Consider the following 26,434-nt stretch of genomic DNA (forward strand, 5'->3'; position numbering starts at 1 on the left):
CAAAAAAAGCGGCCACCCCATGAGACGGAGTGGCCGCGATGAATAGCAGTTTCTGACGGTGTATCAGGGTGCCGTCACCGTCGCGCGGAGGAATCCCTTCGCGGGGGTGAGTCCATTCGAGCCACCGAGGCTGAAGCTGCGGTAGCTGTAACCGTCACCCGCTGGTGGCAGGTCAGTGGTGATGGCGGTCGGGACGGGGTTCACGGTGGCCGTGAAGTCGGCCAACGTCGTGCTGCCTTGGATCCAGTAGGTGATCCCGTCCGCCGCGGAGACAGCGGTCGAGGGTGCGCCAATGCCAAAGGCTGCGGCACCCGTGCGGACGGCCGCGGTGAGGATCAGCTCCTTGTTGGTGTCGCCATCGAGATCGCTGTCGGCGACGAAGACGTAGATCTTACCATCTTCACCGCCTTTTGAAGGGTCGCCGGCAAAGGCGAACTCGGTGATGTTGTCCACACCGTCCTTATCGGGATCCGCGGTCTGGCCGATGATGGCCGGATTGGTTTCACTCGGGAAGAATCCGGAGATCCAAGAGCTGAATGGTGTTCCGCCGCCGGACGTGGTGACGCTAAGCCGCCCTTCGCCGGTGATCCGGGCAGTTTGATTCGGAGCACCGCCCCCCAGCCGGCCCCAAACGCCGGTGGCCTGCGCGACTCCGTCGATGAAGAACTTGTCCACGACATCCTCGCCAACCGCGGCGAGGTTGAGCGTGGCACCGTTGTTCAGGCGGATGGCCGAGCTGTTGGCGAAGGTGGAAGCGAGACCCAACTGGAGACTGCCGCCGGAGACCGTGGTGTCACCCGAATGGCCGATCACGCCTGACAGGATCTGGGTGCCGCTTCCGATCTTGGTGAGTGCGAGCGAACCGCCGGTCGCACCGGAGAAGATCGCGAAGGCGTTGTTGTCGCCGAGGGTTAGCACGGGAGCGCCGGAGGTGGACGTGACGGTGCCCGCGCCGCTAAGCCCGTTGATCGTCTCGCTGAATCCACCCAGATTCAGGGTTCCCGCGGTGGCCACGCTGCCTTTGAGCGCACCGTTGGGAATCTGGTCGGCCGAACCGAGGACCAAGGTGCTTCCCGTGCCGAGCGTGGTATCGGCGTCATAGTTGTTCGGGTTCGCCGTCGCATTGTTCAGCGTGATGGACACGGGCGAGGCGCTCAGCTGGAGACCTTTCGGTCCCGTGATCTGGCCGGTGAGGGTAGCGGCACCCGTCCCGGTCCCTCCTCTGGCGAAGAGGGCGTCGGACAGATTGGCGGTGATCCTTCCGGAGAAGACGTGACCCGCCGTGTCCAGCCGGATGCCGGGTTGATCGGTGCCCAGGATCGTGTTGAAGACGATCGCGTTGGCGATGGTGAAGTTGGCGGCCGTATCCAGCAGGATGCCGGCTTTGTCGGTTGCCACTTCGCCGATGGTGATCGGGCCGGTGCCGAACGGGCTGCTCACGATGGCTCCAGGCGCACCCACGGTCACCGGGGCAGCGGAAATTCGCAAGCGAGTGCCGGCGGTGGTGTGTTGCAGGGTCAGACCGCCGGAGAAGGTGTTGGCGCTGGTAACGGCAAACGGTGTCGTAGCGGTATTGGCATTTCGCAGGTTGACCTTCAGCGTCCTCGTCGCGCCGTTCGCGATGAGAGCTGAAATCGTGGAGGTCTGGTTGCTGATGGCGAGCACCGACTGGCCGGCTCCGGCACTGTTGTCGGTGATCGTGTTGGTGGCCGCACTTGCCGAGACGTTGGTGAACGCCGCATCGAAGCCGTTGAGGTCGAGCACGCCCGGCCCGGCCATCGCCAGGACACCGAGATTGTTGAATGCGGTGGCGGCACCTGATTTCAGCGTGCCGTCATTGATGGTGGTGGTTCCGGTGTAGGTGTTGGCTCCGCCGAGGGTCCAGGTGCTGGTTCCGTTTTTGGTGACCGTCGTGGCCCCGGAGGTCACGGGGTTGACGATGGCGCCGGTGACGAAATTTTCCGTCGCGGTTCCGCCCAGCACGATGGTGGAAGACAGCGTTGCATTGGCGGAGTAGCCGTTCACCGCGAGATTGGCGGTCGTGGGATTCAGGGTCAGGACGCCGGCTGCCGAGACGCCGTTGAGCTTGCCGAGACCAAGCGTGAAGCCATTGCCACCGGTGACGTTGAGGGTGGTGGTGTTCACGTCGAAGCCGAGCGGGGCGACGGTGAGAGTGTTCCCGCTGCCGGCCCCGGTGAGCTGGTTCACGTCGAAGCCGACGGTGGCGCTGCCCAGTCCACCCAAGCTGTTGCCGCCGGTGAAGGTCACGGGGTCGTCCGAACGCAGTTGAAGCAGGCCGCCGTTGTTGAGGGTCAGGGGTTGGAGGGCGGTGCGTTCCGGTGAGAGGGCGGTGGACAAACCGCCCGCGGTGTTTCCGGCATTGGCCTGGAGCTGCAGGGTTGCCCCGTTGTTGATGATGGTCAGGCCGGAGCTGCCGGCCGGGCGGCCGGAGTTATCTCCGGAAAGCGTGACCAAGGACCCCGATGAGATGGTGAGGGGTCCCGTGAACACGTTGCTGCCGCTCATCGTCAGGGAGGTGCCGGACGCCCCCACCGAGCCGGTGAAGGTGTTGTTCCCCGCAAGGACGAAGCTGCCCGGGCCGCCGAAGAGAAGGCTCACGGGATCGGAGCCGTTGTTGGCGACCGAGGAATTGATGACGACCGGGTTGGTGGAGCTGTCGTTGAGGAGCGTCAGGGTGGCCGGGGACGTGTCGTCGCTGCCACCAGTGGTGAGGACACCGTTGTTCGGCGTGGTTCCCAAGGTCAGGCCGCCTGAGGTTGCGGTATGCCAGAGGATGCCTCCCGCTTCCTGCCCGATCGAGAGGATGTCGGTCGAATTCGGAGGATCGATGACCGCCGGTCCGCCGGCAGCGTCCACCAGCAGCGAACCGATCGTGGTCACGGGACTGCCGTATCCGATGGTTCCGGAAGCACCGCCATTGACGATGCGGACATTGTTGGAGCTGCCGTCCGGCAAGGTCCCGCCGAGGCGGGTGACATCGGCAAATCCGCCGGTGTAAGGGACGATAGGGCCGTTGTCGCCGTCCGTCGCGTTCATCCCGTAGTTGGAACCGAAGCGGGCCCATGGGAGGAAGCCGTTGACGTTGAAGCTATCCGTCGTGGCGATGCCGGCGGCGGCGAAATTGAGAGCCCCCGCGTTCGGGGTCACAAAGTTCAACTCCAGAACCGCATCGCCGCTGCTGCGGGTGACGGTGCTGACTTTTCCCGCATTCAGGGTCGTGGAGGAAACCGATTCGACATGGGTTCCGCCTGCCAGTTCCAGCGTGCCGCCGTTGAAGATGAGCGCGCCCCCGAAGTCGGCAAGCTTGCTGGTGTCGTTGGTGCCGTAGTCCAGCTTCAGGAGACCACCTGTGACGGTCGTGGAACCGGCCCCCGTCGGGGATCCCGAGATGATGAGAGTTCCGCCCGTGACGTTGGTCGCGCTATTGCCGCTGGGATCGCCTGAAATCACCAGGGTTCCCGCGGAAACCGCGGTGGCTCCGCTGTAGGTGCCTCCGCCGGACAAGGTCCAGATGCCGGAACCGGAGTCCCTGCTGATGCCCACGGAATTCGAGCCGCTGCCATTGTTGATGGGGCCGGAAACCGTTCCGTTCGAATCCCCGCGAAAGATGAAGTTCCGGTTGGTGGTGTTGGCGGAAAGCTGGCCTGTAAGCGTCAGCGTTCCTGCATTGGACAGGAAGGCGGTGCTCCCGCCCCCCGATACGGCGGTGAAGTTTCCGGCGATGGTATTGTTTCCCGCCGTGTTGATGATCGCGGCCTCGCCCGGGATCGGGGCGAAAGGCACCACGCTGAAGGCATCGAAGCTGGTGGTGAAGCTGAGGTCGCTGGCCAGCGAGATGTCCCCCGCGCTGCCATCGAGGACGAGCGATGGCAGGCTCGACGGATTGGCGGTAGGAACCACGGTGATCGTTTTGGGGCCGACCCCGAGGGCACCCGGGTTGGTGATCACCAGATCGCCGGTATTGACGGCGACATTACCGGTGAAAGGGCTGGACCCGGAAAGCGTGAGAGTTCCCAAGCCTCCGTTCTTCGTGACGTTCGTCTTGTTGACCGCGGAATTGTCCACGATCTGCCCGGCGATCTCGCCGGTTCCGGTGCTGGCGATGTTGAGGGTGAGGGTCTTGATGCCGGCTCCTGTCGCGGTCAGGTTGCTGGTGAATTTGAGCAGCCCGGTGCCGGCCTGGTTGATCCCGCCGCCGCCCGTGGTCCCTGCGAGATCGATGACGCGGTCGGTGGTTTCCCCGGTGCCGGTGTAAAGGAGCGAAGCGCCGTTGGCCGCGCTGCCCAAGGCGATGGTGCTGTTGGTCCCGACGTTGCCGGTGTTACCGGTGTTATTGAGGGTGGTGACGCTGATATTTCCCGTCAGGACGCGGGTCGCGCCGGTGTAGGAGTTATTACCGCCGAGGACGAGGGTCCCGCCGCCCGATTTCGTGAGTTCGCGCGGGCCCCCGGTTTCCGAGATAGTCCCGCTGAGCAGGGAAGGACCGCTGTTGGTGCCAACGATTCCATCGCCGGCACCGTTCATGGCACCCGCAAGGATGACGGGCCCGGCCCAGTTGACCGTGGTGCCGTTCAGGCGCAACTGGCCGAGAGACTCGCCCGTGTCGCCGCCGTTGAGGGTGATCGAGGCGTTGTGAGTGCCGGCCCCGGCCAGCACCGTCCCGTTGAGAAGCACGTTGATGGTGGCGGCGGCGTTGTCCGCGCCGTTCATCTGGACCTTGCCCGCTCCTGCCGCGGCTCCCACGCCGATGTTCCAAGTGCCGGTGAAGCCGGAGTAGTCGCCATCGAGAAAGGTGGTGTTCGTGCCGGTCGGCAGGGTGACGTTCACGGTGCCGGCTCCGCTCATGCCCGTGGCGAGGCCTGTCGGCGTGCTATTTCCCACGTTGATGTCGAGGGTGGCGGCGTTGGAGACGATGCCGGTACCAAGCGCTCCGGTCTGGGTGATGGCGAGCGTGCCGGCGCTGACAATGGTGCCGCCGGAGTAGGTGCTGGCGGCAGTGCCGTTGAGGGTCAAGGTGCCCAATCCTGCCTTGGTCAGGCTGCTGGCACCGCCGGGATTGTTCGCGATGGTCTCTGCGATCGAGGCGCTGTCAGCGAGGTTGGTGACCGTGATCGTGCTGGCGAGATCGTTGGCCAGAACAAGGGACCCTGCACCGGCACTTCCGATGCCGAAGCCCGAAACCGCGAAGGTGATGTCGTTGACCGTGTTCGTCGTGGTGACGCTGATGGACTCCGGGGTGCCGGAGCTGCCATTGAATACGGCATCGGAATTTTGGGCCCAGACGACGCCTCCCGGGTTCCAGTTTTCACTGCCGGCGGCGGTGCTCCAGTTGTTGGACGGGCCGGCGGAATTCCAGGTGAGCGGGGCCGATTGGACGGAGAAGGTTAGCGCCGTGGTCAGCAGCGAGAGACGCGCCGTAGATAAAAGCGCGTGAGGCGTAGGGATATTTTTCATTGGGTTTACGGGTTGGATTGAGGAGTCAGAAGCAGTCTGACAGATCGGGGTTAAACGCTTGTGCAAAAGGCGTTCGATCAATGTCGCGACCATCGTCATCCCCATGAATCCGTCAAAGGAGATTCATCATCCTATATAAACCCATAGGCTTCTTAGGGCTGACCTAAGCGGGCGGCGAAAGGCCCTCTTAACCACAGCCGGAAAGACATGTCCGTCATTGCCGAACGCCTTGGCAGGTGAGGTCTGCCGGGGTCGCCACTTCACCCCCCATCTATCGTGCGGCCTTCGCTGCATAGGCGGACAGCGGTTCTCCCGGCGGGTTCCTCGGCATTAGGAACCTAGCTGACGAGCGGGGGAGGTCAGCCGCCTAGGATCGATTTCCAAGGCTCCCGCCATGGCGATCTCTTCCAGGCGCGGAATAAGGAACATCCGACCGTCCACCAGGCAGGCGATGCTCTCCTGCTCCAACAGCGCTCCCACAACTTGAGCCAAGGCCCAAAGGAAGCCCTTGTTCGCTACCCACGCAGCGGTCTCGCAGAAGCTTTCCAAAACCTGGATGCTCTCCGTCTGTTTCTGACCCGATTCCCTTGTGAAGAGTCCGACCGCCGGAAAGCTCGTGGCCCCGCTAAACAGGTCGCTCAAGATTTTCTGCACCGAATCCGCAACTTGCGCGGGCACGGACCCGTGTGACCGGCTTGCTACAGCGTCATCGAGTGACTTATCTCACCGGTTTGAGATTCCGGCCGGTTGCCCGGCCTGCCACCGCGTCGGCCAGGCGTTTGGCCACCGGCAGCTTGTCCGGGGGATGGACGTCCGGAGAGTCCCAGCCCAGATCCTCCGTCACCACGAGCGAAGTGGCTTTCAATGCGCGGACGGCGTTCGCCTGGGCCCTCCGATACTGCGGCCAATACCTCCTGAGCGGGTCGTTGCCCCCGATGCGCGGGAGTTGGATGATGAAGAACGGCAGGTCCGCGTCGCCGAGGGAACTTCGCCAGTCTGCGACGAGGTCAGTGATCAGGCGCTGGTTCCACGCGGTATCGGGGCTTTCGGCATTGGTCTCGCCTTGGTACCAGAAGACGCCGTCGAAAGGGAAGCCGGCGAAGCTGCGGACGCCGGACTCGAAGAGGAAGCCGGGTTTGAAGGGGTGGCTGGCTTCGAGATGCGTTCCCAGGTTCTGTTTCGCCCGGCCCCGGGCCCAGGCGCTCATCGTTTCCGATCCGAGCCAGCCGCTCCCGGACAGGCCGTGATACTCGTGGCGGGACGCCAGGGTTTCGGCGGGTAGCCAAGCCTCGGTGCCCGAACCGCCGACGGCATTCTCGACCAGGCCGACCGGGACGCCGTCCCTTTGGAGGATCCGTTTTCCGGTCCACCAGGCCACCGCGGAAAAGGCGGCGGCGGATTTCTCTGAGGCGCATTCCCATTGGCCGGTGAAGTGATCGCGGGGGTTGAGGCGGGCAAGCGTCGCGGCATCGTAGGCGCGGGCATCGGTGGGTGCGCCGGTGAGATTGAAGAGCCGGATGTGGGGTGAATTTCCGGCGAGCGTCGCCTCCGCTGCTCCGCCGACCGCGCGGCTGAGGGGAAAGTCCATGTTCGACTGTCCGGAGCACAGCCAGACCCGGCCGACGAGGATGTCATCGAGGGCGAGGGTCTCATTTCCCGAGACCACCACGAGCTTCCGGGAATCGGTGGAAGCGGGCATCGGCGGGAGCAGCACGCGCCATGCGCCTTGCGCATCCGACTCGGCCCGAACTGTTAGGGAGCCGAAGGTCACGGTGACTTCGGCATGGGCGGCTGCCGTGCCCCGGAGCGGGACCGGCCTGTCCATCGGCAGGACCATGTGCGCGCCGAAAGGGCGGGCCAGCGAGAGTCCGGAAGCGCTCGCGGAGGCGGCCCCCAGGAGGACGGCGAGGCTCTGCCAAAGACGACGGAAGGAACTCATTGCCCGGCGAAGAGATTTCTATTCGCGGCGGCGGCGGAGGAGGGCAAGCACGCCGATCGCGCCGAGCAGGGCCGCGGAAGGCTCCGGCACGACGTCGAAGGACACCGTGAAGCGCGCGTCGAGGTTCGTGCCGGCGGGAGGATTGAGCGCGCTGAAGCCGCGCAGGGAGGCGTCCGCTCCGCCATAGGCGGTGCTCACGAAGCCGCCACCGAAGTTCGCGGCGGCGATGCGGGCACCGACGAGATCGGTGCCGGTGGGATCGGCCAGGCCATTGGTCGAGAAGACCGCGAAGTAGGTGGTGGTGGTGCTGAGCGTCTCGCCGGAGAAGTTCCAGACCAGATTCGCTAGGAAGGTGGCACTGTTGACGTCGATGCCATTGGTGGAGACCGCGAGCGGCGTGCCCGCGGCGTCGGCACTGGTGGTGTAGAGCTTCAGGAAGAGCGAGCCGACGGTCGCGGTGCCTGTGGGCGCCCTGACGAAGGTGATGCTGTTGAGGGTGCCCGTGGCCGGCAGCGGCGAGTTGGTGGTGACGGTGTCGCTGGTGCCGCTACCGGCCACCGAAAGGATGAAGCTCTGGGCACCGAAGGTTGCCTGAGAACCGGTGGTGACCACCGAGGCGTGATCCTTGCTGTCGAGCAGCACGGTCACGGCGGGAGCGGCCAGGGTCGTCGCGGCGAGGACGGTGAGGAGGCGGAGGGTGCGGTTCATTTTTGAAGTGGACTGCAGATTGGAAGCGGAACCGCAGCGGAGCAAAGGTTGGGTCTCTGGTTGGTTGAGGGGACCAGTTCCGCGGGGGGGATCCGAAATTTTCCATGCGGCTCTCCGCTCATCTGGTCGGCTGAACGAACCAGCATCGTTTGCCTGAAAATCCGCGAGTCCCGCCGTAGCTTCTCCTCGATTTCCTTCCCGACACCGATTCATGTCCATTGTCCGCCTCTTCATCCTGCTGCTGTTCACCTCGCTGGCAGCTGCCGCCGCCGGTCCCGGAAAAGTCGCGCTGATCGGCGACTCGATCACGCAGGGCGCGGGCCATGCCGTGAACGGCTCGACCTTTTCTCAAAACGGCAACCGCTCGTGGCGCTGGGAGTTTTTCAAACACCTCGTCGATGCCGGGGCGGAGTTCGCTTTCGTCGGCTCGCTGACCACGAACTTCACCAACTCCACCGCCAGCGACGACGAGACGAACGCCGGCTATCCGTCATGGCGCGGCGTCGCCTTCGACCGTGATCACGAGGGCCATTGGGGCTGGCGCGCCTCGCAGCTCCGCGGCACCACGACCGGGAAACGCGGCAGCGGCGATCTGGCCGCGTGGCTGGTCAACTACACGCCGGACACGGTCGATTCCTTGTCTCTGGTGATAGCGGTGTCACGACATGAGAAATCCCGCGATGCTCCAATTACCCTCAACTCCTCACGCCCGCGCCACCGAAGCCCCCTTCACCACTTCCGGCGTGATCCACGTGTTACCACTTGGATTCGGAGCGCCTGCTGCCAGGCGTTCCAGCCGCCGCACCACCAGCTTCGCGACCGCTTCCGGATCGGCACGGTAGCCGGAAATCTCCGGCACCAGATGATCGAGGAAGGGCTCCCACGCGAGCGTGATCAGGCTCAGGTGCTGCGGCACGCGGAGCCCTTGGGTGGCCAGCCACGTGAGCGCCGTGGCCGCCTGGCGCGGGCGGGTCGCGATGATCGCGCTCGGCGGATTCTTGAAATTCAGCGCCCGCGCCAGCACCCGCCCGATGCCTTCGGACGAACCGTTCTCAACCAGCACCGTCGCTTCAAAGTCCGGCTCGCCCAGCTCCATCACGCCGCGCACCGCCGCTTCGACGCCCTTCAGCGGCTCGGCGGGCGAAAGCACGACCACTCGCCGGTGGCCCATCCGCCACAGGTGACCGGCGGCATGGTGCGCGGTGGCTTGCCAATCGACATCGAGATGTGGCAGGTCGATACCCGGATGCGGGTAGCCGCGGATCAAGCCGGGGGTGCGGCTCTTCATGAACCATCCCTGCACCGCGGCACTGGAGCGGAGCAGCATCCAGGCACTGCAGCGCTCCTCTTCAATGAGGGCCTCCAAGCGTTTGGCCGGATTCTTCTGCTCATACCAGCCGGGCGAGTAGACCTCCAGCGAGCCGCCCTTGTCGGCCAAGGCATCGCGGATCCGGTCGATCTCTAACAGCATCGGCTGCGGCAGCCCCTCCAGGCGGCGGTGAGCGAGCAGCCCGATCTTCAAAGGCCCCGCCTTGGTTTTCACGGCTTCGATCCCGCTGCCCAGGACACTGCGCCTGCTGCCCGCATCCGCCGGAGCCAGCACCCCTTCCCGCTCGAGCTGCCGGAGCGCCAGGCGGATGGTGTCGCGTCCGACCTGCAAGGTTTCTGCCAGCCGTCGTTCCCCCGGCAGCCGCTTCGGCCACTCCCCGGCAGCGATGCGCAGGTTCATCACCCGCACGCAATCGGCCACCAGGTTTCCGCGCGACGGTATGGGAGTTCCGGGCATAGATCCATGCTTCCCTCCTTTCCCCGGCCGCACAAGACCCGACTGGTAGACTTCCAAGACCAGGCTCGAAGGCCGTCACACAGCTCCATTCGCCTTCTGCCTTCCCTCCGCGATCTCTGCGCCTCCGCAACTCGTCTCCCCGCCTTCCCTCTCAAATTTCAAATCTTAGATCTTAAATCCTCTCACCCCACGATTCCGCCCCGCCTCCCTTCAAAAACTTCGACGTTCGATGTTGGATGTTGGATGTTCGATGTTCGCGTTCCTGCTTCCCTCCGCGATCTCTGCGCCTCCTCAGCTCGTCTCCCTGCCTTCCCTCTCAAATTTCAGATCTTAAATCTTAAATCCTCTCCCCCCGCGATTCCGCCCCGCCTCCCTACCAAACTTCGACGTTCGATGTTCGCATTCCCACCTCCTCCCTCCCCCCGGCGCAGCCGCAGACCGATTGATGATTGGAAGATTGGTGATTGGCGATTCGCCCGCAGTGCCCCCACCGCCCCCCCGCCTTCTGGTCGCCCACACCATCCTGAAGCGCCTCGGCTGTTTGGATGCTGAAGTGGAGGCTCTTCAAAACCCATTGGGGCCGTGCTCAACAACCCAAGCTCGACCGCTTACACTCAAGGAGTAAATGGGAAAGAGATCCTCATCCATGCCTTCTTCGACAAGGCCAGCTTGGAGTAACTGATCGCGATGATACTTCGAGACGTTCAAAGGCATTGAAAGACCGCGGCTAATGCCTTCAACTGATTGACCATGAGAGAATTTGAAGAGATGGACAAGAACCTTTTGCGACTCCTTCCCAAGCGGTTTTTTCGTCGGAGGAAGAGGTTGCCCTTCCTGTTCAACCTTTTCAGCCTCGGCAACGACCTTAGAAACCTCTGTATCGAGCGTCGACTGTCGTTCTAATGAAAGGTTGGCCTTGTCGGCAATGTCCTCCAGCAACCGTTTCACCAACTGAGGATTCGTCAGGTTTAACGCATTGATTCCGTTCAACGGCCCCTTTAGGTGCTGGCTTCCCGCGCCCCGCGCCAAAACAGGAAAAAGAGACATTTGCGCACCCCATCTTGCACCAAGTTCAAACAAAACGTAGGCGGACTGGATGCTTGAGGGCGTAATGATCCCGACAAAGACTTTCGACTCTCGCACCTCTCGTCGAAGCTGGTCGTTTGTATCGGCACCCGCGGGCAAGCGGAATTCGTCCACACTGGTGCAGCGAATTTCATTAGTTGGGAGATTGAAGGCTGAACGCAACAGCCTAGCTAGTGCCGCCGCAAGGGCTTGGTCCGCGCTAGCATGGCTGATGAAGACAGTCATTTTCGTTTCTGTCATATTCACTACCTTCGGGGGATGGATTGCCTCAAAATTGAACTGGCTGTCTAAGCGTTCGAGAAAATCGTGGCCCCGCACGGTAAGATCCCAAACGTCGGCATCTAGATGGGGAGGATCAAGGAGTTGCATTTTTTCTCCAACAGCAAGACCCTCATCGATAAGAAGGGCCGAATTGTAGCCCAAGACCTCTTTCGGAATACCGTCAAAACCCTCTTTCTCTCCATTTTGCAGGGCGCGGAGAATGCGGATTTGAAGAGTTCGGTCCCTTTGCACGGGCAAGCTTTGCGGCCCGCCCAAGGCCTTGTAAAGCGTAGCCGTTAGTTCCCTCGCTCTGGTCGCTGGGGTCCATCCTTAAGTTTTGAGAAGCAACCCCAAATCGCCCTTCTTTTACCTTATACACAAGGGTGGCTGACTTCCCCTCAAGCTGCGATGCAGATCGCGGGTGGCCTGAACGGCGGGCTCGGGCAGCGCTTGTCCCTCCGCGAGGCGATGACCGATCTCATCGCGGACGATCTTGCAAAGCTCCGAATACACCGCCTTCTCCTGCTCCCCGTGGCAGACCCTGCCCTCGTAGAGATCCGGGCAGTAGCCGATGCAGCAGGCATCCTCCTCCGACCGGCAGACGAAGCGGTGATAGCGGGCGCCAGACTTCATGAATCGAAGCTACCCGTTTCGCCTCGCCCGTTCAACTGCCAGGGCAAAGCCCTACCCCGGCTGTCCTCCTGTCGCCCCCTTGGGGGCTATAGAGGGAAGGCAGTCGCTCTCACCTTCTCCCACCACTTGTCCGCTTCCTTATGCGTCTCGAAGCAATAGACACCCTTCTTCACTCGAAAGGCGATCCCGGTCCCAGGCGGATCCACGAGAATCCGCCGACCCAGCTCATTGGTCGCCTCCGCCCCGTAAGCACAATCTTCGGGCAATCTCCCATCCATACTCGAACCTAGCAGCAGAAGTGCCGCGAATCGACGAGAAAGGCCAGCCCTCTTTTCATGCTTCCCCCGCGCCCCTCTCTGCGACTTCTGCGACTTCTGCGACTCCGCGTCTCTGCGGTTCGTTCGCTCCAGACCTCCATGAAACCGTCGGCCCGCTACCTCTTATCCTTCACCTGATTCCTCGGCAACGGCGGCAGGTTGAAGTGTTCCCGCACGATATCGACGTTCATCAGGTTCGCCTTCATGGCGAAGTCGAAGATGTCGCCGGCCAGCGGGACGGCACCGACCCCGGTATCGATCACGATGTTCACCATCATCCTCGCCAGCTTCGAATTCGGCAGGCCCAGCTTCTTGGCCTGGACGACGATGTAGACCGATGCCCCGGCGGCCAGGGCATCGCCGACACCCGGCAGGACCAGGCCCAGGATCCCGTCGGCCCCGATGCTGCGGTTCAGCCCCGGGATGTTGATCGAGGAATCCATCAGCTTCGCCAGCCTCTCGATCTTGTCCAAGATCGCCTGCTGCTCCCGCGTCGCCGGAGTCCTGCCATCCGCCGACGCAAAAGGACCGGGCGGGAAAACTTCGACCTGAGCAGCATTCATCATTCGGATGGGTAGGTAGGATAAGACGGAAAAATCGACCGAACCCAATACCCCGCATCTCCCCACCCCGCAAACGGCAAGATTCCGCATTCCGCCCCCCTGCGCCTTCCGTAGCTCGCCTTCCTGTCTTCTTTTCAGACTTGGACGTTCGATGTTGGACGTTCGATGTTCGATGTTTGCATCCTGCCTTCCCCCGCGCCCCCTCTCCGTGACCTCTGCGCCTCCGCGTTTCGTTCGCCTCCCCACCCCTCAAAAACTTGGCGTTCTTCGCGTCTTGGCGGTTCAACCTCCCCCGCCTTTCCTGAAAACTGAACACTGAACACTGAACACTGAAAACTAGCAAACTCTCCCCTTCCCGCTTCACTCTCCTCACTTCAATGAGCGGCGAACTGATCCTCGGCATCGACCTCGGCACGACCAATTCCGCGGTGGGAGCCGTCGAGTCCGGCTTTCCGATCCTGCTGGCGGATGAGGAAGGCAAGCGCATCACCCCCAGCGCCGTCTGGTTCGGCCCGGACGGCGGCGTGGAAGTCGGCCGCAAGGCCCTGCGCCGCCGCAGTGGCGACCCCGGCCGGGTCGTCACCAGCGTCAAGCGCCTGATGGGCCGCCGCCATGGCGAGGAGCGCGAGTTCTGCGTGCCGATGGAGCGCGCGCCCGACGGCAGCGGCGGGATCCGCGTGCTGGGCCGCAGCCCGGAGGAAGTCAGTGCGGAGATTCTCAAGGAGCTGAAACGGATCGCCGAGATGCGCCTGGAGCGCCCGGCCCACAAGGCGGTCATCACGGTCCCGGCCTATTTCAATGACGCCCAGCGCGCGGCCACCAAGCGCGCCGGCGAGCTCGCCGGGCTGGAGGTGGTCCGCATCCTCAGCGAGCCGACCGCCGCCGCCCTGGCCTACGGCCTGGACAAGCTGGGCGAGCGCTCGCGGGTCGCCGTCTACGACCTCGGCGGCGGCACCTTCGACCTCTCGATCCTGGAAATGCAGGACGGCGTCTTCCAAGTCCTCTCCACCCGCGGCGATACCCGCCTCGGCGGTGATGACCTGGACGCCGCCCTCGCCCGCAGCGTCGCCGCAGCCCATGGCATCGACTTCGACACCCTCGACGCCGGTGCCCACGTCCGCCTGATTGAGGAAGCGGAGCGCGTGAAGTGCCGGCTCTCCGACGAGGACAGCGCCACCTTCCGGGCCCCCTTCTACGATGGCTCCCGTAGCTTGGAAGCGGAGATCCCCCGCGGCGACTTCGAAGCCCGCCTCAAGCCCTACCTCGACCGGACCATCACCTGCTGCCGCCAGGCCCTCTCCGATGCCGGGCTGAAGCCGGAGGACCTGCAGGCCGTCATCCTCGTTGGCGGCAGCACCCGCATCCCCGCGGTGCGTCGCGCCGTCGCCGAATTCTTCGGCCGCGAGCCCGACCTCTCCCAGCACCCGGATGAAGCCGTGGCCCTCGGCGCGACCATCCAGGCCGGCGTGCTCGGCGGCACCCTGCGCCAGATGGTGCTGCTCGATGTGACCCCGCTCAGCCTCGGCATCGAGACCTTCGGCGGCCTGATGAACATCCTCATCCCCCGCAATACCACCATCCCCTGCAAGGCCGGCGAGATGTTCACCAACGCCGCCGCCGGCCAGGCCTCGATGCGCGTGCGCGTCCTCCAGGGCGAGCGCGAGATGGCCCGCGACAACTGGGAGCTCGGCAAATTCGAAGTCCCCTTCGAGCCCGCCCCCAAGGGTCAGGCCCGCGTCGGCGTCCAATTCCGCATCGACGAGAACGGCATCCTCGAAGTCCTCGCCCGCGACGTGAAGACCGGCACTGACACCGTTGTCGAGATCCGCAACTCCGCCGTCGACGTCGATGACGAAGCCGTCGGCAAGATGGTCGGCGAGTCGGTCGACTTCGCCTTCGAGGACATGGCCGAGCGGATCTTCACCGAAGCGCGCCTCAAAGCCGAGGAACTCCTCCCCGCCGTCGAAATGGCCCTCGCCAGCGCCGGCGACCTCGTCCAAGCCCCCGAGCGCCAGGAAATCGAGTCCGCCGCCCTCGAAGTCCGCGCTGCCCTAGCCGCCGGCCAACCGAACCCTCTCAAGGCCGCCGTCCAACGCCTCGACACCGCCACCGAAGCCCTCGCAGCCGCCCTCGTCGAAAAAGCCATGGAAGCCGCCATGGACCGCCGCCTCGGCTGAGATCCGCTCGGGCCTTCCCTTGGCACTTGGTCCTTCTCCCTTGGCACTTCCCCACCATCAGGTGGTACACGAGGACGGGATCGAACCGCCGACCAACCCGGTGTAAGCGGGCCGCTCTACCGCTGAGCTACTCGTGCTTCTTCCTGCGGACGCGCGCAGCTTTCACCGAAGTGGCGGCACCGGGCAAGCGAAGAGTGCTGCAAGGGGCCGCCCCCCGAAACGGGATGCCCCCCATCCCCCGAATCGGGACGGGGGGTGGTGCCCCGGACGGCACACCACCCGTAGCCCCAAACGGCACGCAAAGGTTATCCCCTTAAGGGTACCCCCATAAGGTACTCCCCTGAAGGTGCGGCAGCATTCCCCTAAGAACCCAGCGCGGGCTTGCGGGCGGGGGGAAGCAGTGGTTGGCTCCCGGCCCCGACATGCATTTGCGCTTCACCGAAGAGGAACTCGAGACCCTGGTCGAGATGGTCAGCCTGGCCGCCGAGATCGCGTCCTGGAACGAGCGCCCCGGCGCGGAGGAGGGCGTGGCGGCCTACGAGGCGCTGGAGGAGAAGGTGCTGGAGAAGGCCAAGCACTCCGGCCAGGGCGAGCACATCGCCTTCGACGAAGAGAAGCAGCGCCACCACCTGTCCGCCGAGTATCAGGACGGCTCCTTTTACCAGCAGTGCTACGATGAGTTCCGCAACGAGGTCTTCTGGGAGGAGCTCGTGATCCGCCTGGCCGACCGCGACCTGGCCAAGGCGGTGGGCATGGAGTCTTGGCAAAAGATGAGCGAGGAAGACCGCCGCGCCCAGACCCAGGACCTGGAGAAGCGCTACTGGGAGGAGTTTTCCAAGAACGGCATCGACCGCGTGGCCGTGATCTTCCCGCCCGGCGAAGGTTAGCCCGCGCGCTGTCTTCTTGCATTTTGTTCCCGAATCTGCCTAGATGGGGAACTATGAAATCCGGATTCCTCGACCTCCTCTTGGCGACCGCTGGCTGGGTAGTGGGGAAGACCTGCCTCTTTGCGCTCGCCGCGCTGACCGGGATCGCGATCGGCGCGGTCGCGCTGTGGGCAGGGACGATGGCAGGCGGGGGCGGATTCGGATTCCCTACGGGAGAAAGTCCGATCTTCGGGCAACTGAGCACGGTCATCGCGCTGCTGGCACAGGGGGTGATCCTTTTCTGGGCGGCGATGTTCTACGTGCGCTCGGAGAAGGCCGGCGGCCGGGAATGGCTGATGATCGCCGCCGGGGAGGCGCTGCTGCTCACCGGCTGCTTCTCCCTCGCGCTGCCGGGCGGCCTCGGAGCTTCCATCGTTTCCTGGTGCGTCTGTCTCGGTCTGCTCGCGGGGCTGAAGAAGATCGCCTCCAGGTTCGGCCATCGCCAGATCCAGCGCGGGATCGATCACTTGGAAAAGCTCAAGGAGGACAACGCCCGCCGCCGGGTCGAGATGACCGCGAAATATGGCACGGTCAGCACCGGTGCCGAGGAGCTGGGGATCTTGTGAGCGGGCCCTTGATTCTGCCTTCGCGATGAATGCCGACGATGCCGACGACTTCGAAAGCGGCATCAGTTTGCTGATCAGGCAGGTCTTGCTCTTCTTCGCTGCAGCGTGGTTCGGGTCCACGCTGGCCGCTTTCTCCTTCGTTACGGGGCAGGCAGCGAACGCGCCCGGCCGCTTCCTGCCCGAGGATCTCTGGGCCCTGACCCGCGGTCCGGAGTTCCTGCTGACGATCTGGCTGCTGCCGAATGCCGTCTTCCTGGCGATCATGGTCTTCAGGCTCACCGCTTGTTCGGACTCCGCCAGCCACCGTTCTTGGACCTTGCTGATCGGCGGTGAGGCGCTTTTCGCCATGGCCGGTGCCAGCGGCAAGCTTCACGGATGGATCGCCTTGCCCGTGGCGTGGGCAGGCTGCCTGGGCTGGATCCTGTTCACCTGGGCCACACTCTACTTGCTGCATCAATGGCAGATGAGGCGCTGGGCGGGCGAGATGATCGCCCTCGGTGCCGAGAACGCCGCGCGGCGCCTGGAGATGGACGAGGAAGAAGCCGCGAGCGAGCGCGAACCCGCCACCCTCCGACCCTTGGGATGAAATTCGGCTCCGAGATCGATTTCAGCGATATGCTCGCCAGCGGCTTGGGAGCTTTGATCCTGTGGGTCTTCGTCTTCTTCGCCGCGTTCTGGCTCGGCACTACGACGGGCGCGGCCGCCCTCGCGGCGGGGGATCTGGCGGAGGACGGAATCTTGAACCGGGACTGGTTCGGAGGTCTCTTTTCGAAGCCCCGCGAAGCCATCCTGCTCTGGGGCTTGCCGGGCGCACTGGGCCTCGCGGCGTTCTGGCTCCACTTCGCCCGGCTCGGTGGCGGCGGCGCGATCCGCTGGGCCGTGGCGACCGGGATGTTCGCGCTGATTTGGGTGGCGATGTGGGTCAGCCGCCTCGATAGCGGCTGGTTCCCCGCCACCGTCGCATGGACCACCTGTGTGCTGGGGATCGGGATGATGGCCACCGGCCTCTGGTTCCTGCGCCAGTGGCAGACCAACCGCTGGGCTGGCGAACTGGCGATGATCCGGTCCGAAAACGCCGCACGCCGCATGGAGTTGAAGGAGGAGTTCGGAACGGACAGTGCCGGAGCGGACGAGATGGGGCCGCCTTGAGCGCAATAAAAGCGGCGCGACCCTGAGGCCGCGCCGCTTGAGATTGGATCGAGGTCAGGAGACTGACTCAGGGTGCCGGGGCGGCGACACCGCCGGCAGCTTGCTCCGGGGTAATCTTGATCACGCGATAGCCGCCGATCACCTTGAAGTAGATGAGTAGCAGCAAGTAGATGACCGCCATGGCAGCCGGGATGAAGGAGTCCGCCTTAAGCGTCTTGCGGTCGCCGCTGATGCTGGCCTCGGAGAGAACCTTCTGTTCCGGGGTGCGCTCTTCCGGTTTCGCGGATTGAGCTGCAGACAGCTTGGTCCCGTCGAGGCCATAGACGCTCTCGGCAAAGAGGAACTTCGATTCCTTCTGCGCCTTGTTGGCTTCGTAGATGGCCGGATCGACTTCCTTCAGCTGTTCCGCGGTGAAGCGGTCCTTGGCATAGCCGAGGCCCGGGCTTCCGATCAGGCCCATGGACATCATCCCGATGCCACCCATGATCGACATCGCGATCGCACCCGTGCGCGGGAAGCGGTCGCCTACCACGGCGAGCATGGTCGGCCAGAAGAAGGTCTTGCCGAGCGCGTAGACCCCGAGGGCAAGGAGGGCGCCGGCGAAGGTGGTAATGCCGCTGACGAGGTTGAGTCCGACGACGGCAAGGATCGAGCAGATCAGCAGGAGGCCGATCGGGGAAATCTTCAGCTTGCTCTCGATGAAGTGTGCCGAGAAGCGGAGGATGAACATGAGCGCCGAGGTAGCGACAAAGAGCTGCTTGCCCTGTTCCGGCGTCAGGATGTTCCCGGTGATGTTCTGGATCCAGCCATCGGTGCCCAGCTCCACGGAGCCGACCAGGGCGTGGGTGATGAAAAGCACGAAGAGCAGGAGCGAACCCATCGAGAAACTGGTGATGACTCCCACCGCGATGAGGATCGCACCGCCGATGCCCCATGCGACGCCTGCTGGCAGGCCCATGGCATCCTTGAAGAAGAGCACGAAGAGGAAGGCGATGGTGGCTCCGCCAAGGAGACCGACTTCCTTGAACATTTCACCGAGCTTCAGGCCCTTTTCGACAGCCTCGGATTTCGGGAAGGACTGGCCCAGGAAAGCAATCCCGTAGAGGATCGTGGGAATCAGGAAGAGACCGAGCTGGATCTTCCAATCGACACCGGCACCGCCCAGCGTCCAGCCGATCACGCCGCCGATCACCATGCCGGCTGGCCAGGAGGCGTGGAGGATATTGAGGTAGTGGGTCCGGTTCTTCGGGAAGAGCGTGGCGACCAACGGATTGGCCACGGCTTCGAGCGTGCCGTTGGCGAGACCGAAGACGAAAGTTCCCCAGTAGAGATACTTGTAAGCCACTTCCTGGGGCTGCCCTTGATGGGCTGCAAAGGTGATCAAGGCGGAAGCGATGTGGAAAACGAAGGCGGCGAGGACCAGCTTCCCGTAGCCGATCTTGTCGACGATCACGCCCCCGATCACGATTCCGAAACAGAAGCTGGTGAAACCGGCACCTCCGATGTCTCCCAACTGGGTTCCGGTGAATCCGAACTCCTTGGCCCAGTTGGCAAGAATGCCACCGCGGACGCCGAAGCCGATGCCGGCGGCGAGGATGGCGAGGAAGCCGGCCCATAGGAGCCGCTTGGCGTTGTGCGCGATGGGTTCATCGCCGAGTGTGGTGGTCATGGATTTCTTTCTTGGGAAGTGAGGGGCTGTCTAACGGCCTTTTTGAGGCGTGGCAAGCATGCGGAATGGCAGCGGGGAACGGTTTTGCGCGGGCCTTCCTTTCGGGGATGTCGCAATCGTGCAAGGGATCCCGGTGATTGGGCGGCCCCGGGGGCAGGCGGGGAGAATTCCGGGAAAGAATGGCGAACGCCGCCGCTATTTTGCGAAATGACGGAAAGACCCGGCACCCTTGAGAGCGAATGCCGGATACGCCTTGGCACAGCCGACATGTCGGCTGCGGGGACGGCGCGGGGGTGTGCGGGGAGTTACCCAAAAGCTGCGACATGTCGCAGCACTCAAAAGCATGCGCCCCGAATCCGGAGCTATCCACGAAAAAGCCCGGCCCCCTTGCGGGAACCGGGCTTTTTGGGAAAGTCTCCGCTTACTTGGAAGAGGACACGTAGCTCGCTTGGGTGGCACCCTTCTTGAGCTTCTTTTGCTTGATCCAGCTCATGGTGGAGCGGAGCTTCTCACCGACCTTTTCGATCTGGTGGGCGGACTCTTCCTTGCGGATCGCGTTGAACTTCTTGTAGCCGCCGGTGGTGGCTTCGGCGATCCACTCCTTGGCGAACTTGCCGGATTCGATCTCCTTGAGCTGCTTCTGCATGCGCTTCTTCACGGAGGCGTCGATGATCTTCGGGCCGACGCTGACGTCGCCCCACTCGGCGGTCTCGGAGATCGAGAAACGCATCCCGGCGATGCCGGCTTCGTTCATCAGGTCGACGATCAGCTTGAGCTCGTGGAGGCACTCGAAGTAGGCCATCTCCGGCTGGTAGCCGGCTTCCACGAGGGTTTCGAAGCCGGCCTTCACGAGGGCGGCAGCACCGCCGCAGAGGACGCACTGTTCGCCGAAGAGGTCGGTCACGGTCTCTTCACGGAAGTTGGTTTCGAAGACACCGGCACGGGTGCAGCCGACGCCGCGGGCCCATGCGAGGGCGATTTCCTTGGCCTTGCCGTCGGCATCGTTGTGGACGGCGATGAGGCCGGGAACACCCTTGCCATCGACGAACTGGCTGCGGACGGTGTGGCCCGGGCCCTTCGGCGCGACCATGATGACGTTCACGTCCTTCGGGGCTTCGATGGTCTTGAAGTGAACCGCGAAGCCGTGGGAGAAGAGCAGGGTCTTGCCCTTGGTCAGATTGGCGGCGATGTCCTTGTTATAGACGCTGGCGATCTTGGTGTCCGGCACGGCGACGAAGATCACGTCCGCGGCCTTGACGGCTTCGGCGGTGTCCATGACTTCGAAACCGAGCTTCTTGGCAACTTCGCGGGACTTCGACTTCGGATAGAGGCCGATGACGACCTTGAGGCCGCTGTCCTTGAGGTTGAGGGCGTGGGCGTGGCCCTGGGAACCGAAGCCGATCACGGCCAGGGTCTTCTTCTTGAGCGGAGCGAGCGTGGCGTCCTTGTTCGTGTAGATCTTCGCGGCCATGGCGATGAGTTGTCGATGTGGTTAGCCGAAGCCCCTGGGCGGCGGCGGGCGGATACGCTGGGGGGTTGAGAGCGAAGGGTCAAGCGTGCGGTTCGGCAGCCCTGCGGGGAGCGAAAGGCAGAGTTCGGAGTTCGGAGTTCGGAGTTCGGAGTTCGGAGGGAAGGCGGGAAGGCGGGAAGGCGGGAAGGCGGGAAGGCGGGAAGGCGGGAAGGCGGGAAGGCGGGAAGGCAAACATCGAACATCGAACGTCCAACATCGAACGTCCAAGTTTGAAGGGGAAAGGCAGGAGGACGGAGGACGGAGGACGGAGGGCGGACTACAGGGAGGGGGCGGGCCGGGGCGGGACAGGGGCTCTCGGAAAGCAACTATGCAACTTTATGCAACTTCAAGCTTGCCACGAGGAGCTGCGTTTTCAATGTTCCATGTGCAAGGCCGTGATTTGAACCCAAGTCCGGCGTCGGACGCCGGCGGCCTTGCAGGGATGCGCGCGTGGACGGTTTCCATGCGCGGCTATCCCCGGTGATCCAAAACCTGCAACCCAAGAAACGATCGTGAAACCCGCTTCCCCGCCCCGAGAAAACCCGGCTTACCTTATCCGCCGACATGGAGCTGCACTGTCCTATGGGCTGCTGTTAACCCTTGTGCTGGCAGCCCTGGCCCTGTTCACGCCGGGCCTGAAGGCCGCGATGCTGCGGCTCGATTTCACCGGCAACCCCGTGAATATCGCACCGGGCTGGACGCCGGTACAGGCGACTCACCTGGGGGACACGATGGTGAATGTCCCGGACATCGCGGGCTCCGGCTATAACTTCACTTTCGGACATGTCGCCACTTACGATAACGGTGTCCCGGCCCAGCCGCTGACCCGCTCCGGCTTCTACAATTTCGGGCGGCTGGCGAATAGCCACGACTTCGTGCTGTCCGGCCTGACTCCGGGCCAAAGCGTGGCGCTCTATGCCTGCGCCGCTTGGGACGGCAACGGTGCCGGCGGCTACGTGGTGTATGGCGACAATGCGCCCGCGGGAATCCAGGCCCAGACCTTGGGCAACCCGGGGACCAATCCCACGCTCGAGAACTTCACCTTCATCGGCACGGCAATCGCGGACGAGACCGGAGCGGTGACCGGCAGCTTGCACGGGCGCACCGGCGCGGGCATGGATTCGGAGGGTCAGGTGGGCGCTTTCGTTTTCCTGCCGACCCAGACGATCACGGCAAGCGCGGGTGAGAACGGCACGATCAGCCCGGCGGGTGCCGTGGGCGTGACTGCGGGGCAGAATCAGGAATTCACGATCACGGCGAACAGCGGCTTCCACGTGGCTGATGTGCTGGTGGATGGCGTGTCGGTCGGGGCAGTGGGTACCTACACCTTCACCGCGGTGAATGCGGACCATACCATCAGCGCGAGCTTCGCCGCGAATACCACGCTCTACACGATCAACGCCACGGCGGGTGCCAACGGTAGCATCACGCCGAGCGGCGCGGTCAGCGCGAACCTGGGGGTGACCCTGCCCTTCACGATCACGCCGGATCCGGGCTACGAGATCGCGAGCGTGCTGGTGGACGGCATCCCGATCGGTGCGGTGTCGGCCCATTCCTTCGTGAATGTCACCGCGAACCACACGATTAGCGCAAGCTTCGCCCAGAAGACCTACGACATTGAAGCCATCGTCGGTGCGAACGGCAGCATCAGCCCGGCCGGCACGAGCTCCGTGAATCACGGGGAGGCCTTCGAATACTTCATCACTGCGGCCGAAGGCTACTACGTGGCGGAGGTGCTGGTGGACGGGATTTCGGTGGGACCGGTGGAGTCCTACTACTTCCCCGAAGTGACGGCAGATCATACGGTCGAGGTGAGCTTCGACAACCGCACGCGGCTGTATCTGGACTTCACGACCGCGGGCTCCCCGACCGCCGGCGGCTGGACGGCGGTATCCGCCAACTACGTGACGAACACCCCGCTGGCATCGGTCGGCGACATCAATGGGCTGGGCCACGGCTTCTCCTTCAGCAATGTGGGCAGCTACGATAACAACCAGACTTGGGAACCGCTGACACGCTCCGGCTTCTACACCTTCGGTGCCGCGGCCAACACCCATCCGCATGTCTTCACGGTGACGGGGATGAACGCGGGCCAAACGGTGAGTCTCTACGCCTGCTCGACCTGGGACGGCAACACGGCGGGCGGCTACGTGGTCTTCGGCGACAGCGGACCCGCCGGTGTGAAGGCGTGGACGAACGGCACACCCGGGGCGAATCCGCGGCTGGGGAACCTGACCTTGATCGGCACGGCAGTCTCCGACAGCAGCGGCAAGGTCAGCGGCAGCCTGCATGGCCGCAATGGCGTGGACACGACGGTGGAAGGACAGGTGGGGGCCTTCGTCTTCATCATGGAGCAGGGCGGCACTCCGCCGGTGAATCCCTACCCGGGCTGGGCCAGTTCCCCGCCGAACAATCTGACGGACGACGACGCGCTGCCGGGTGCCGATCCGGACTTCAACGGGGTCTCGAACTTGCTCGAATTCGCCCTCAATGGCAGCCCGATCAGCGGCAGCTCGGCGGGGCTTTCCGGCGGCAAGCTGGCCACGCTCGGTACGGAAACGGGGGTGATGACCTTCACCGCCGCGGTCCGCTCGGATGCGATCTTCTCGGTCGATGGCAACCGGATGAAGGCCTCCGTGGACGGTATGGTCTACACGGTCGAGGCCGCCGGCGACCTCGGCGATTGGGGAGGGCCGGTGGTCACGGAGGTCACGGGTGCGGATGCCACGGCCATCCAGGCGGGCCTGCCTGATCCGGAGGCCGGCTGGATCTACAAGAGCTTCCGCACGAGCGGCACCGCTGCGGCGAATGCGAGGAGGTTCTTGCGGGTGGTGGTCGAATAAGCTCGGGGAAAGAATGAGTGGCGGGGAAGCCTGGGAGGGCTTTCCCGCCATTTTGCTGCCCGGATGCCCGCGGATAGCCCGGGATGTATTCGGGTGGCGAGTAAACCCTGCTTCCCCGGACGACGTGACCGGCTACCATGCGTTCCATGCCCGTCCGAATCCTGTGCTTCGCCCTTTGCGTTTCTTCATCCTTCGCCGCATGGACCAGCGACTTCGCGGCGGCGAAGAAGCAGGCTGCCGCCGAGAATAAGGTGCTGCTGATCGATTTCACGGGTTCCGATTGGTGCACGTGGTGCATCAAGCTGCGCAAGGAGGTCTTCGAGCAGGAAGCCTTCGAGGCCGGGGTGAAGGACAAGTTCGTGCTCGTGGAGTTGGACTATCCGAATGACAAGTCCCGGGTTAGCGGAGCGGTGGCGGCGCAGAACGCGGAGCTACTGAAGCGCTACCCGATCAAGGGCTATCCGTCGGTGCTGCTGTGTGACGCGGAGGGCAAGCCTTTCGCAGTCGCCAGTTATCAGGCGGGCGGGGCGGAGAAGTATCTGGAATTGCTCGACGGGCTGCTTGGCAAGAAGGCAGCGCGTGACGAGGCTCTGGCCGATGCGGCAGGCAAGTCGGGGCCGGACAAGGCGCGGGCCTTGATCGCGATGCTCGAAGGGCTGGAGATGGACAGTCCGATGCTGCTCTCGAACTACCCGGAGGTGGCGGATGCCATCAAGCAGGCCGACCCTGCGGACGAGACCGGCTATGCCAAGAAAGAGGCGACCGAGAAGGCCTTCGCGGAGTTCATGGCGAAGCTGGGCGAGTGCCGCTCGAAGGGTGATCTCGATGCGGCGATGAAGGTCGTGGAGGACACGCTGGCGGCGGGAGTGCTGCAGGGGGAATACCGCCAGCAGGTCTACGGGCACCAGGCGGGGACGCTGGCTTCTTCCGGGAAGAAGGACGAGGCGATCGTGGTGCTGCAAAAGGCAGTGAAGGAATCGCCGGATGGGCCGCGAACGAAGGAGCTGGAGGATTTCATCGAGATCCTGGAGAGGGAGCAGGCGGGTCTGCCGCCGATGGCTCCGGAGAAGAAATGAAAGGGGTAATGCCCCCGCTTCTGGAGATTTCTGAAAATTTCCCCTTGTTGTTTACCAAACGGTCAACTATCTGTTTCGGCGTGGGACGCAAAAGTGACGCCAAGGAACGCCTGCTCGAAGCTGCCGGAGACCTGATCTGGGAAAACAGCTACGGGATGGTGACGATTGACGCCATCTGTGAGAAGGCCGGAGTGAAGAAGGGTAGCTTCTACTACTTCTTCGAATCGAAGGCCGATCTGGCTGTCGCCGCGCTGGAAGAGGACTGGCAGAAGGAGATGAAGCCGAAGTTCGACGCGATGTTCTCGGCCTCGAATCCCCCTCTGGAGCGGATCCGGCTGATGATGCAGTCGTCCTACGATTGCCAGAAGCAGATGCTGGAAGAGAACGGCCAGATCCTCGGTTGCCCTTGCTTTTCATTGGGTTCCGAAATTTGCACCCAGAACGAGCCGATCCGGGCGAAGGTCCAGGAGACGCTCTGCCGGATGGTCCGCTACTTGGAGTCCGCGATCCGGGATGCGCAGGCCGACGGGTCGGTAGGTCCCGGCGACCCGCTAATCAAGGCGAAGGCCGTTTACACTCTCTATGAAGGCAGCCTGACGGAGGCCCGGATCCACAACAGCCTGGAGTCGCTCCGCATCCTGCCGGAGATGGTGATGGGCTACCTCGGAGCCCCGATCGCCCAAGCCTCCTGAGTCCGCCCTTTTTTTGCCCTGTTTGTTTACCATACAGTCAACTATAACTCCTTCTGTTTCAAATCATGAAAGCACACGGCAACTCCCCTGTCACAGCACCGGCACGGCTTCTAAAAGTCCTGCGCCGGATCTCTTCCCGCCCCCTTCTTTCATTTCTCCGTAAAGCCACCTTGGGCAACGGAGAACGGTTCCACTGGTCCGGCACCATGTAAGCAAGCTACGCATTTTTTTGGTCCAAAACTTTACTATTCAGTCAACTACAAGCCACTCACTCCCAAATCGTCATGAGCACTCTTAAACTCGCAGGAAAAGTCGCCGTCGTCACCGGAGCTTCTAAAGGCATTGGCGCTTCGATCGCAAAGCATCTGGCAGCCGAAGGCGCTGCCGTGGTGGTTAATTATTCCTCTAGCAAAGCCGGTGCCGACAAGGTGGTAGCGGAGATCACCGGTGCCGGCGGCAAGGCCGTGGCGGTGCAGGCGGATCTCTCGAAGCCGGAAGAAGTGACCAGGCTCTTCGCCGAGACGAAGAAGGCCTATGACAAGGTGGACATCCTGGTGAACAACGCTGGCGTCTATGAGATGCGTCCCCTGGAGCAGGTGGATGCCGAGCATTTCCACCGGCAGTTCGATCTCAATGTCCTCGGCCTGATTCTTGCCACCAAGGAAGCTCTTCCGCTGTTTCCCGCGGAAGGTGGCAGCGTGATCAACATCAGTTCCGTGGTCTCGACCGCCCGCTTTCCCGGAAGCGTGGCCTATAGCGCGACCAAGGGTGCCGTGGATGCCGTCACGCGAGTCCTTTCCGCGGAACTGGGTTCGCGGCAAATCCGCGTCAATACGATCAACCCCGGCATGGTGGAAACCGAGGGATTCCACACCGCAGGCATCGGTGGCAGCGAGATGCAGACGGCGGTCGAAGCCCAGACGCCCTTGGGGCGCATCGGCCAACCGCAAGATATTGCCGGGGCCGCTGTCTTTTTGGCCTCGGGCGAATCGTCGTGGATCACAGGAGAGACATTCGTCATCTCCGGCGGCATGCGCTGATCAGCCAGTCTCAATATT

The 26,434-nt window shown here is 63.4% G+C and carries 19 protein-coding genes and 1 tRNA gene; 9 read left to right on the plus strand and 11 right to left on the minus strand.

Annotated features, from left to right (window positions below):
* Window positions 1-63 precede the first annotated feature (63 nt).
* From ABWK72_RS13515 to ABWK72_RS13550, 8 genes are all read right to left on the minus strand, one after another.
* Window positions 64-5,475 (minus strand): beta strand repeat-containing protein, encoded by a 5,412-nt coding sequence (locus tag ABWK72_RS13515; protein ID WP_367870098.1) that lies wholly within the window; start codon window positions 5,473-5,475, stop codon window positions 64-66.
* A 330-nt stretch (window positions 5,476-5,805) separates the two neighbouring features.
* Window positions 5,806-6,153, minus strand: a complete 348-nt coding sequence (locus ABWK72_RS13520; protein ID WP_367870099.1) for a hypothetical protein — start codon at window positions 6,151-6,153, stop codon at window positions 5,806-5,808.
* A 40-nt stretch (window positions 6,154-6,193) separates the two neighbouring features.
* Complete coding sequence (locus tag ABWK72_RS13525) at window positions 6,194-7,414, minus strand: sialate O-acetylesterase (RefSeq protein ID WP_367870100.1); 1,221 nt, start codon at window positions 7,412-7,414, stop codon at window positions 6,194-6,196.
* Window positions 7,415-7,432: 18 nt separating this feature from the next.
* Entirely contained in the window at window positions 7,433-8,122 is a 690-nt protein-coding gene (locus tag ABWK72_RS13530) for a hypothetical protein (protein ID WP_367870101.1), read from the minus strand.
* 703 nt (window positions 8,123-8,825) lie between these two features.
* A complete protein-coding gene (locus tag ABWK72_RS13535; protein ID WP_367870102.1) occupies window positions 8,826-9,908 on the minus strand; it encodes a substrate-binding domain-containing protein in 1,083 nt (360 codons plus the stop codon).
* 564 nt (window positions 9,909-10,472) lie between these two features.
* Complete coding sequence (locus tag ABWK72_RS13540; protein ID WP_367870103.1) at window positions 10,473-11,507, minus strand: TIR domain-containing protein; 1,035 nt, start codon at window positions 11,505-11,507, stop codon at window positions 10,473-10,475.
* Between the two features lie 114 nt (window positions 11,508-11,621).
* Entirely contained in the window at window positions 11,622-11,888 is a 267-nt protein-coding gene (locus tag ABWK72_RS13545; protein WP_367870104.1) for a pilus assembly protein HicB, read from the minus strand.
* Between the two features lie 433 nt (window positions 11,889-12,321).
* The gene (locus tag ABWK72_RS13550; RefSeq protein WP_367870105.1) at window positions 12,322-12,771 is read right to left on the minus strand and encodes a DUF4112 domain-containing protein; all 450 of its coding nucleotides are present in this window, start codon (window positions 12,769-12,771) and stop codon (window positions 12,322-12,324) included.
* A 374-nt stretch (window positions 12,772-13,145) separates the two neighbouring features.
* Between ABWK72_RS13550 and ABWK72_RS13555 the strand changes: the two genes are divergently transcribed.
* Window positions 13,146-14,945 (plus strand): Hsp70 family protein, encoded by a 1,800-nt coding sequence (locus ABWK72_RS13555; RefSeq protein WP_367870106.1) that lies wholly within the window; start codon window positions 13,146-13,148, stop codon window positions 14,943-14,945.
* Window positions 14,946-15,007: 62 nt separating this feature from the next.
* Here the strand turns inward: ABWK72_RS13555 and ABWK72_RS13560 are convergent.
* Window positions 15,008-15,082: transfer RNA gene (locus ABWK72_RS13560), tRNA-Val, on the minus strand.
* A gap of 285 nt (window positions 15,083-15,367) precedes the next feature.
* Between ABWK72_RS13560 and ABWK72_RS13565 the strand changes: the two genes are divergently transcribed.
* Genes ABWK72_RS13565 through ABWK72_RS13580 form a run of 4 tightly spaced genes read left to right on the plus strand, consistent with a single transcriptional unit; the run spans window position 15,368 to window position 17,586 of the window.
* Window positions 15,368-15,832: a hypothetical protein gene (locus ABWK72_RS13565; protein ID WP_367870107.1), complete on the plus strand. Its 465-nt coding sequence runs from the start codon at window positions 15,368-15,370 to the stop codon at window positions 15,830-15,832.
* A gap of 53 nt (window positions 15,833-15,885) precedes the next feature.
* Window positions 15,886-16,437, plus strand: a complete 552-nt coding sequence (locus ABWK72_RS13570; RefSeq protein WP_367870108.1) for a hypothetical protein — start codon at window positions 15,886-15,888, stop codon at window positions 16,435-16,437.
* A 25-nt stretch (window positions 16,438-16,462) separates the two neighbouring features.
* Window positions 16,463-17,023: a hypothetical protein gene (locus ABWK72_RS13575; protein ID WP_367870109.1), complete on the plus strand. Its 561-nt coding sequence runs from the start codon at window positions 16,463-16,465 to the stop codon at window positions 17,021-17,023.
* Window positions 17,020-17,586 (plus strand): hypothetical protein, encoded by a 567-nt coding sequence (locus ABWK72_RS13580; protein WP_367870110.1) that lies wholly within the window; start codon window positions 17,020-17,022, stop codon window positions 17,584-17,586. Before ABWK72_RS13575 ends, ABWK72_RS13580 begins: the two co-directional genes overlap by 4 nt.
* Before the next feature lie 67 nt (window positions 17,587-17,653).
* Here the strand turns inward: ABWK72_RS13580 and ABWK72_RS13585 are convergent, their stop codons facing one another.
* On the minus strand, window positions 17,654-19,255 hold the full coding sequence (locus tag ABWK72_RS13585; RefSeq protein WP_367870111.1) for a sugar MFS transporter: 1,602 nt from the start codon (window positions 19,253-19,255) through the stop codon (window positions 17,654-17,656).
* Between the two features lie 421 nt (window positions 19,256-19,676).
* A complete protein-coding gene (ilvC, locus tag ABWK72_RS13590) occupies window positions 19,677-20,726 on the minus strand; it encodes a ketol-acid reductoisomerase (protein ID WP_367870112.1) in 1,050 nt (349 codons plus the stop codon).
* 641 nt (window positions 20,727-21,367) lie between these two features.
* Here ilvC and ABWK72_RS13595 point away from each other — a divergent pair.
* The 4 genes from ABWK72_RS13595 to ABWK72_RS13610 all read left to right on the plus strand — a co-directional run bounded on the left by ABWK72_RS13595 (window position 21,368) and on the right by ABWK72_RS13610 (window position 26,416).
* Window positions 21,368-23,608 (plus strand): hypothetical protein, encoded by a 2,241-nt coding sequence (locus tag ABWK72_RS13595; RefSeq protein WP_367870113.1) that lies wholly within the window; start codon window positions 21,368-21,370, stop codon window positions 23,606-23,608.
* Between the two features lie 146 nt (window positions 23,609-23,754).
* Window positions 23,755-24,684 (plus strand): thioredoxin family protein, encoded by a 930-nt coding sequence (locus tag ABWK72_RS13600; RefSeq protein WP_367870114.1) that lies wholly within the window; start codon window positions 23,755-23,757, stop codon window positions 24,682-24,684.
* Window positions 24,685-24,764: 80 nt separating this feature from the next.
* Complete coding sequence (locus tag ABWK72_RS13605) at window positions 24,765-25,376, plus strand: TetR/AcrR family transcriptional regulator (protein ID WP_367870115.1); 612 nt, start codon at window positions 24,765-24,767, stop codon at window positions 25,374-25,376.
* Between the two features lie 284 nt (window positions 25,377-25,660).
* Window positions 25,661-26,416 (plus strand): SDR family NAD(P)-dependent oxidoreductase, encoded by a 756-nt coding sequence (locus tag ABWK72_RS13610; RefSeq protein ID WP_367870116.1) that lies wholly within the window; start codon window positions 25,661-25,663, stop codon window positions 26,414-26,416.
* Window positions 26,417-26,434 lie beyond the last annotated feature (18 nt).

This window comes from Luteolibacter sp. Populi (assembly GCF_040801775.1).
Lineage (GTDB): Bacteria > Verrucomicrobiota > Verrucomicrobiia > Verrucomicrobiales > Akkermansiaceae > Haloferula.

Coding starts and splice junctions, on each gene's coding strand:
- ABWK72_RS13515 (WP_367870098.1), bottom strand. CDS start 5,475: ATGAAAAATATCCCTACGCCTCACGCGCTTTTATCTACGGCGCGTCTC.
- ABWK72_RS13525 (WP_367870100.1), bottom strand. CDS start 7,414: ATGAGTTCCTTCCGTCGTCTTTGGCAGAGCCTCGCCGTCCTCCTGGGG.
- ABWK72_RS13530 (WP_367870101.1), bottom strand. CDS start 8,122: ATGAACCGCACCCTCCGCCTCCTCACCGTCCTCGCCGCGACGACCCTG.
- ABWK72_RS13535 (WP_367870102.1), bottom strand. CDS start 9,908: ATGCCCGGAACTCCCATACCGTCGCGCGGAAACCTGGTGGCCGATTGC.
- ABWK72_RS13545 (WP_367870104.1), bottom strand. CDS start 11,888: ATGAAGTCTGGCGCCCGCTATCACCGCTTCGTCTGCCGGTCGGAGGAG.
- ABWK72_RS13550 (WP_367870105.1), bottom strand. CDS start 12,771: ATGATGAATGCTGCTCAGGTCGAAGTTTTCCCGCCCGGTCCTTTTGCG.
- ABWK72_RS13555 (WP_367870106.1), top strand. CDS start 13,146: ATGAGCGGCGAACTGATCCTCGGCATCGACCTCGGCACGACCAATTCC.
- ABWK72_RS13565 (WP_367870107.1), top strand. CDS start 15,368: ATGCATTTGCGCTTCACCGAAGAGGAACTCGAGACCCTGGTCGAGATG.
- ABWK72_RS13570 (WP_367870108.1), top strand. CDS start 15,886: ATGAAATCCGGATTCCTCGACCTCCTCTTGGCGACCGCTGGCTGGGTA.
- ABWK72_RS13575 (WP_367870109.1), top strand. CDS start 16,463: ATGAATGCCGACGATGCCGACGACTTCGAAAGCGGCATCAGTTTGCTG.
- ABWK72_RS13580 (WP_367870110.1), top strand. CDS start 17,020: ATGAAATTCGGCTCCGAGATCGATTTCAGCGATATGCTCGCCAGCGGC.
- ABWK72_RS13585 (WP_367870111.1), bottom strand. CDS start 19,255: ATGACCACCACACTCGGCGATGAACCCATCGCGCACAACGCCAAGCGG.
- ilvC (WP_367870112.1), bottom strand. CDS start 20,726: ATGGCCGCGAAGATCTACACGAACAAGGACGCCACGCTCGCTCCGCTC.
- ABWK72_RS13600 (WP_367870114.1), top strand. CDS start 23,755: ATGCCCGTCCGAATCCTGTGCTTCGCCCTTTGCGTTTCTTCATCCTTC.
- ABWK72_RS13610 (WP_367870116.1), top strand. CDS start 25,661: ATGAGCACTCTTAAACTCGCAGGAAAAGTCGCCGTCGTCACCGGAGCT.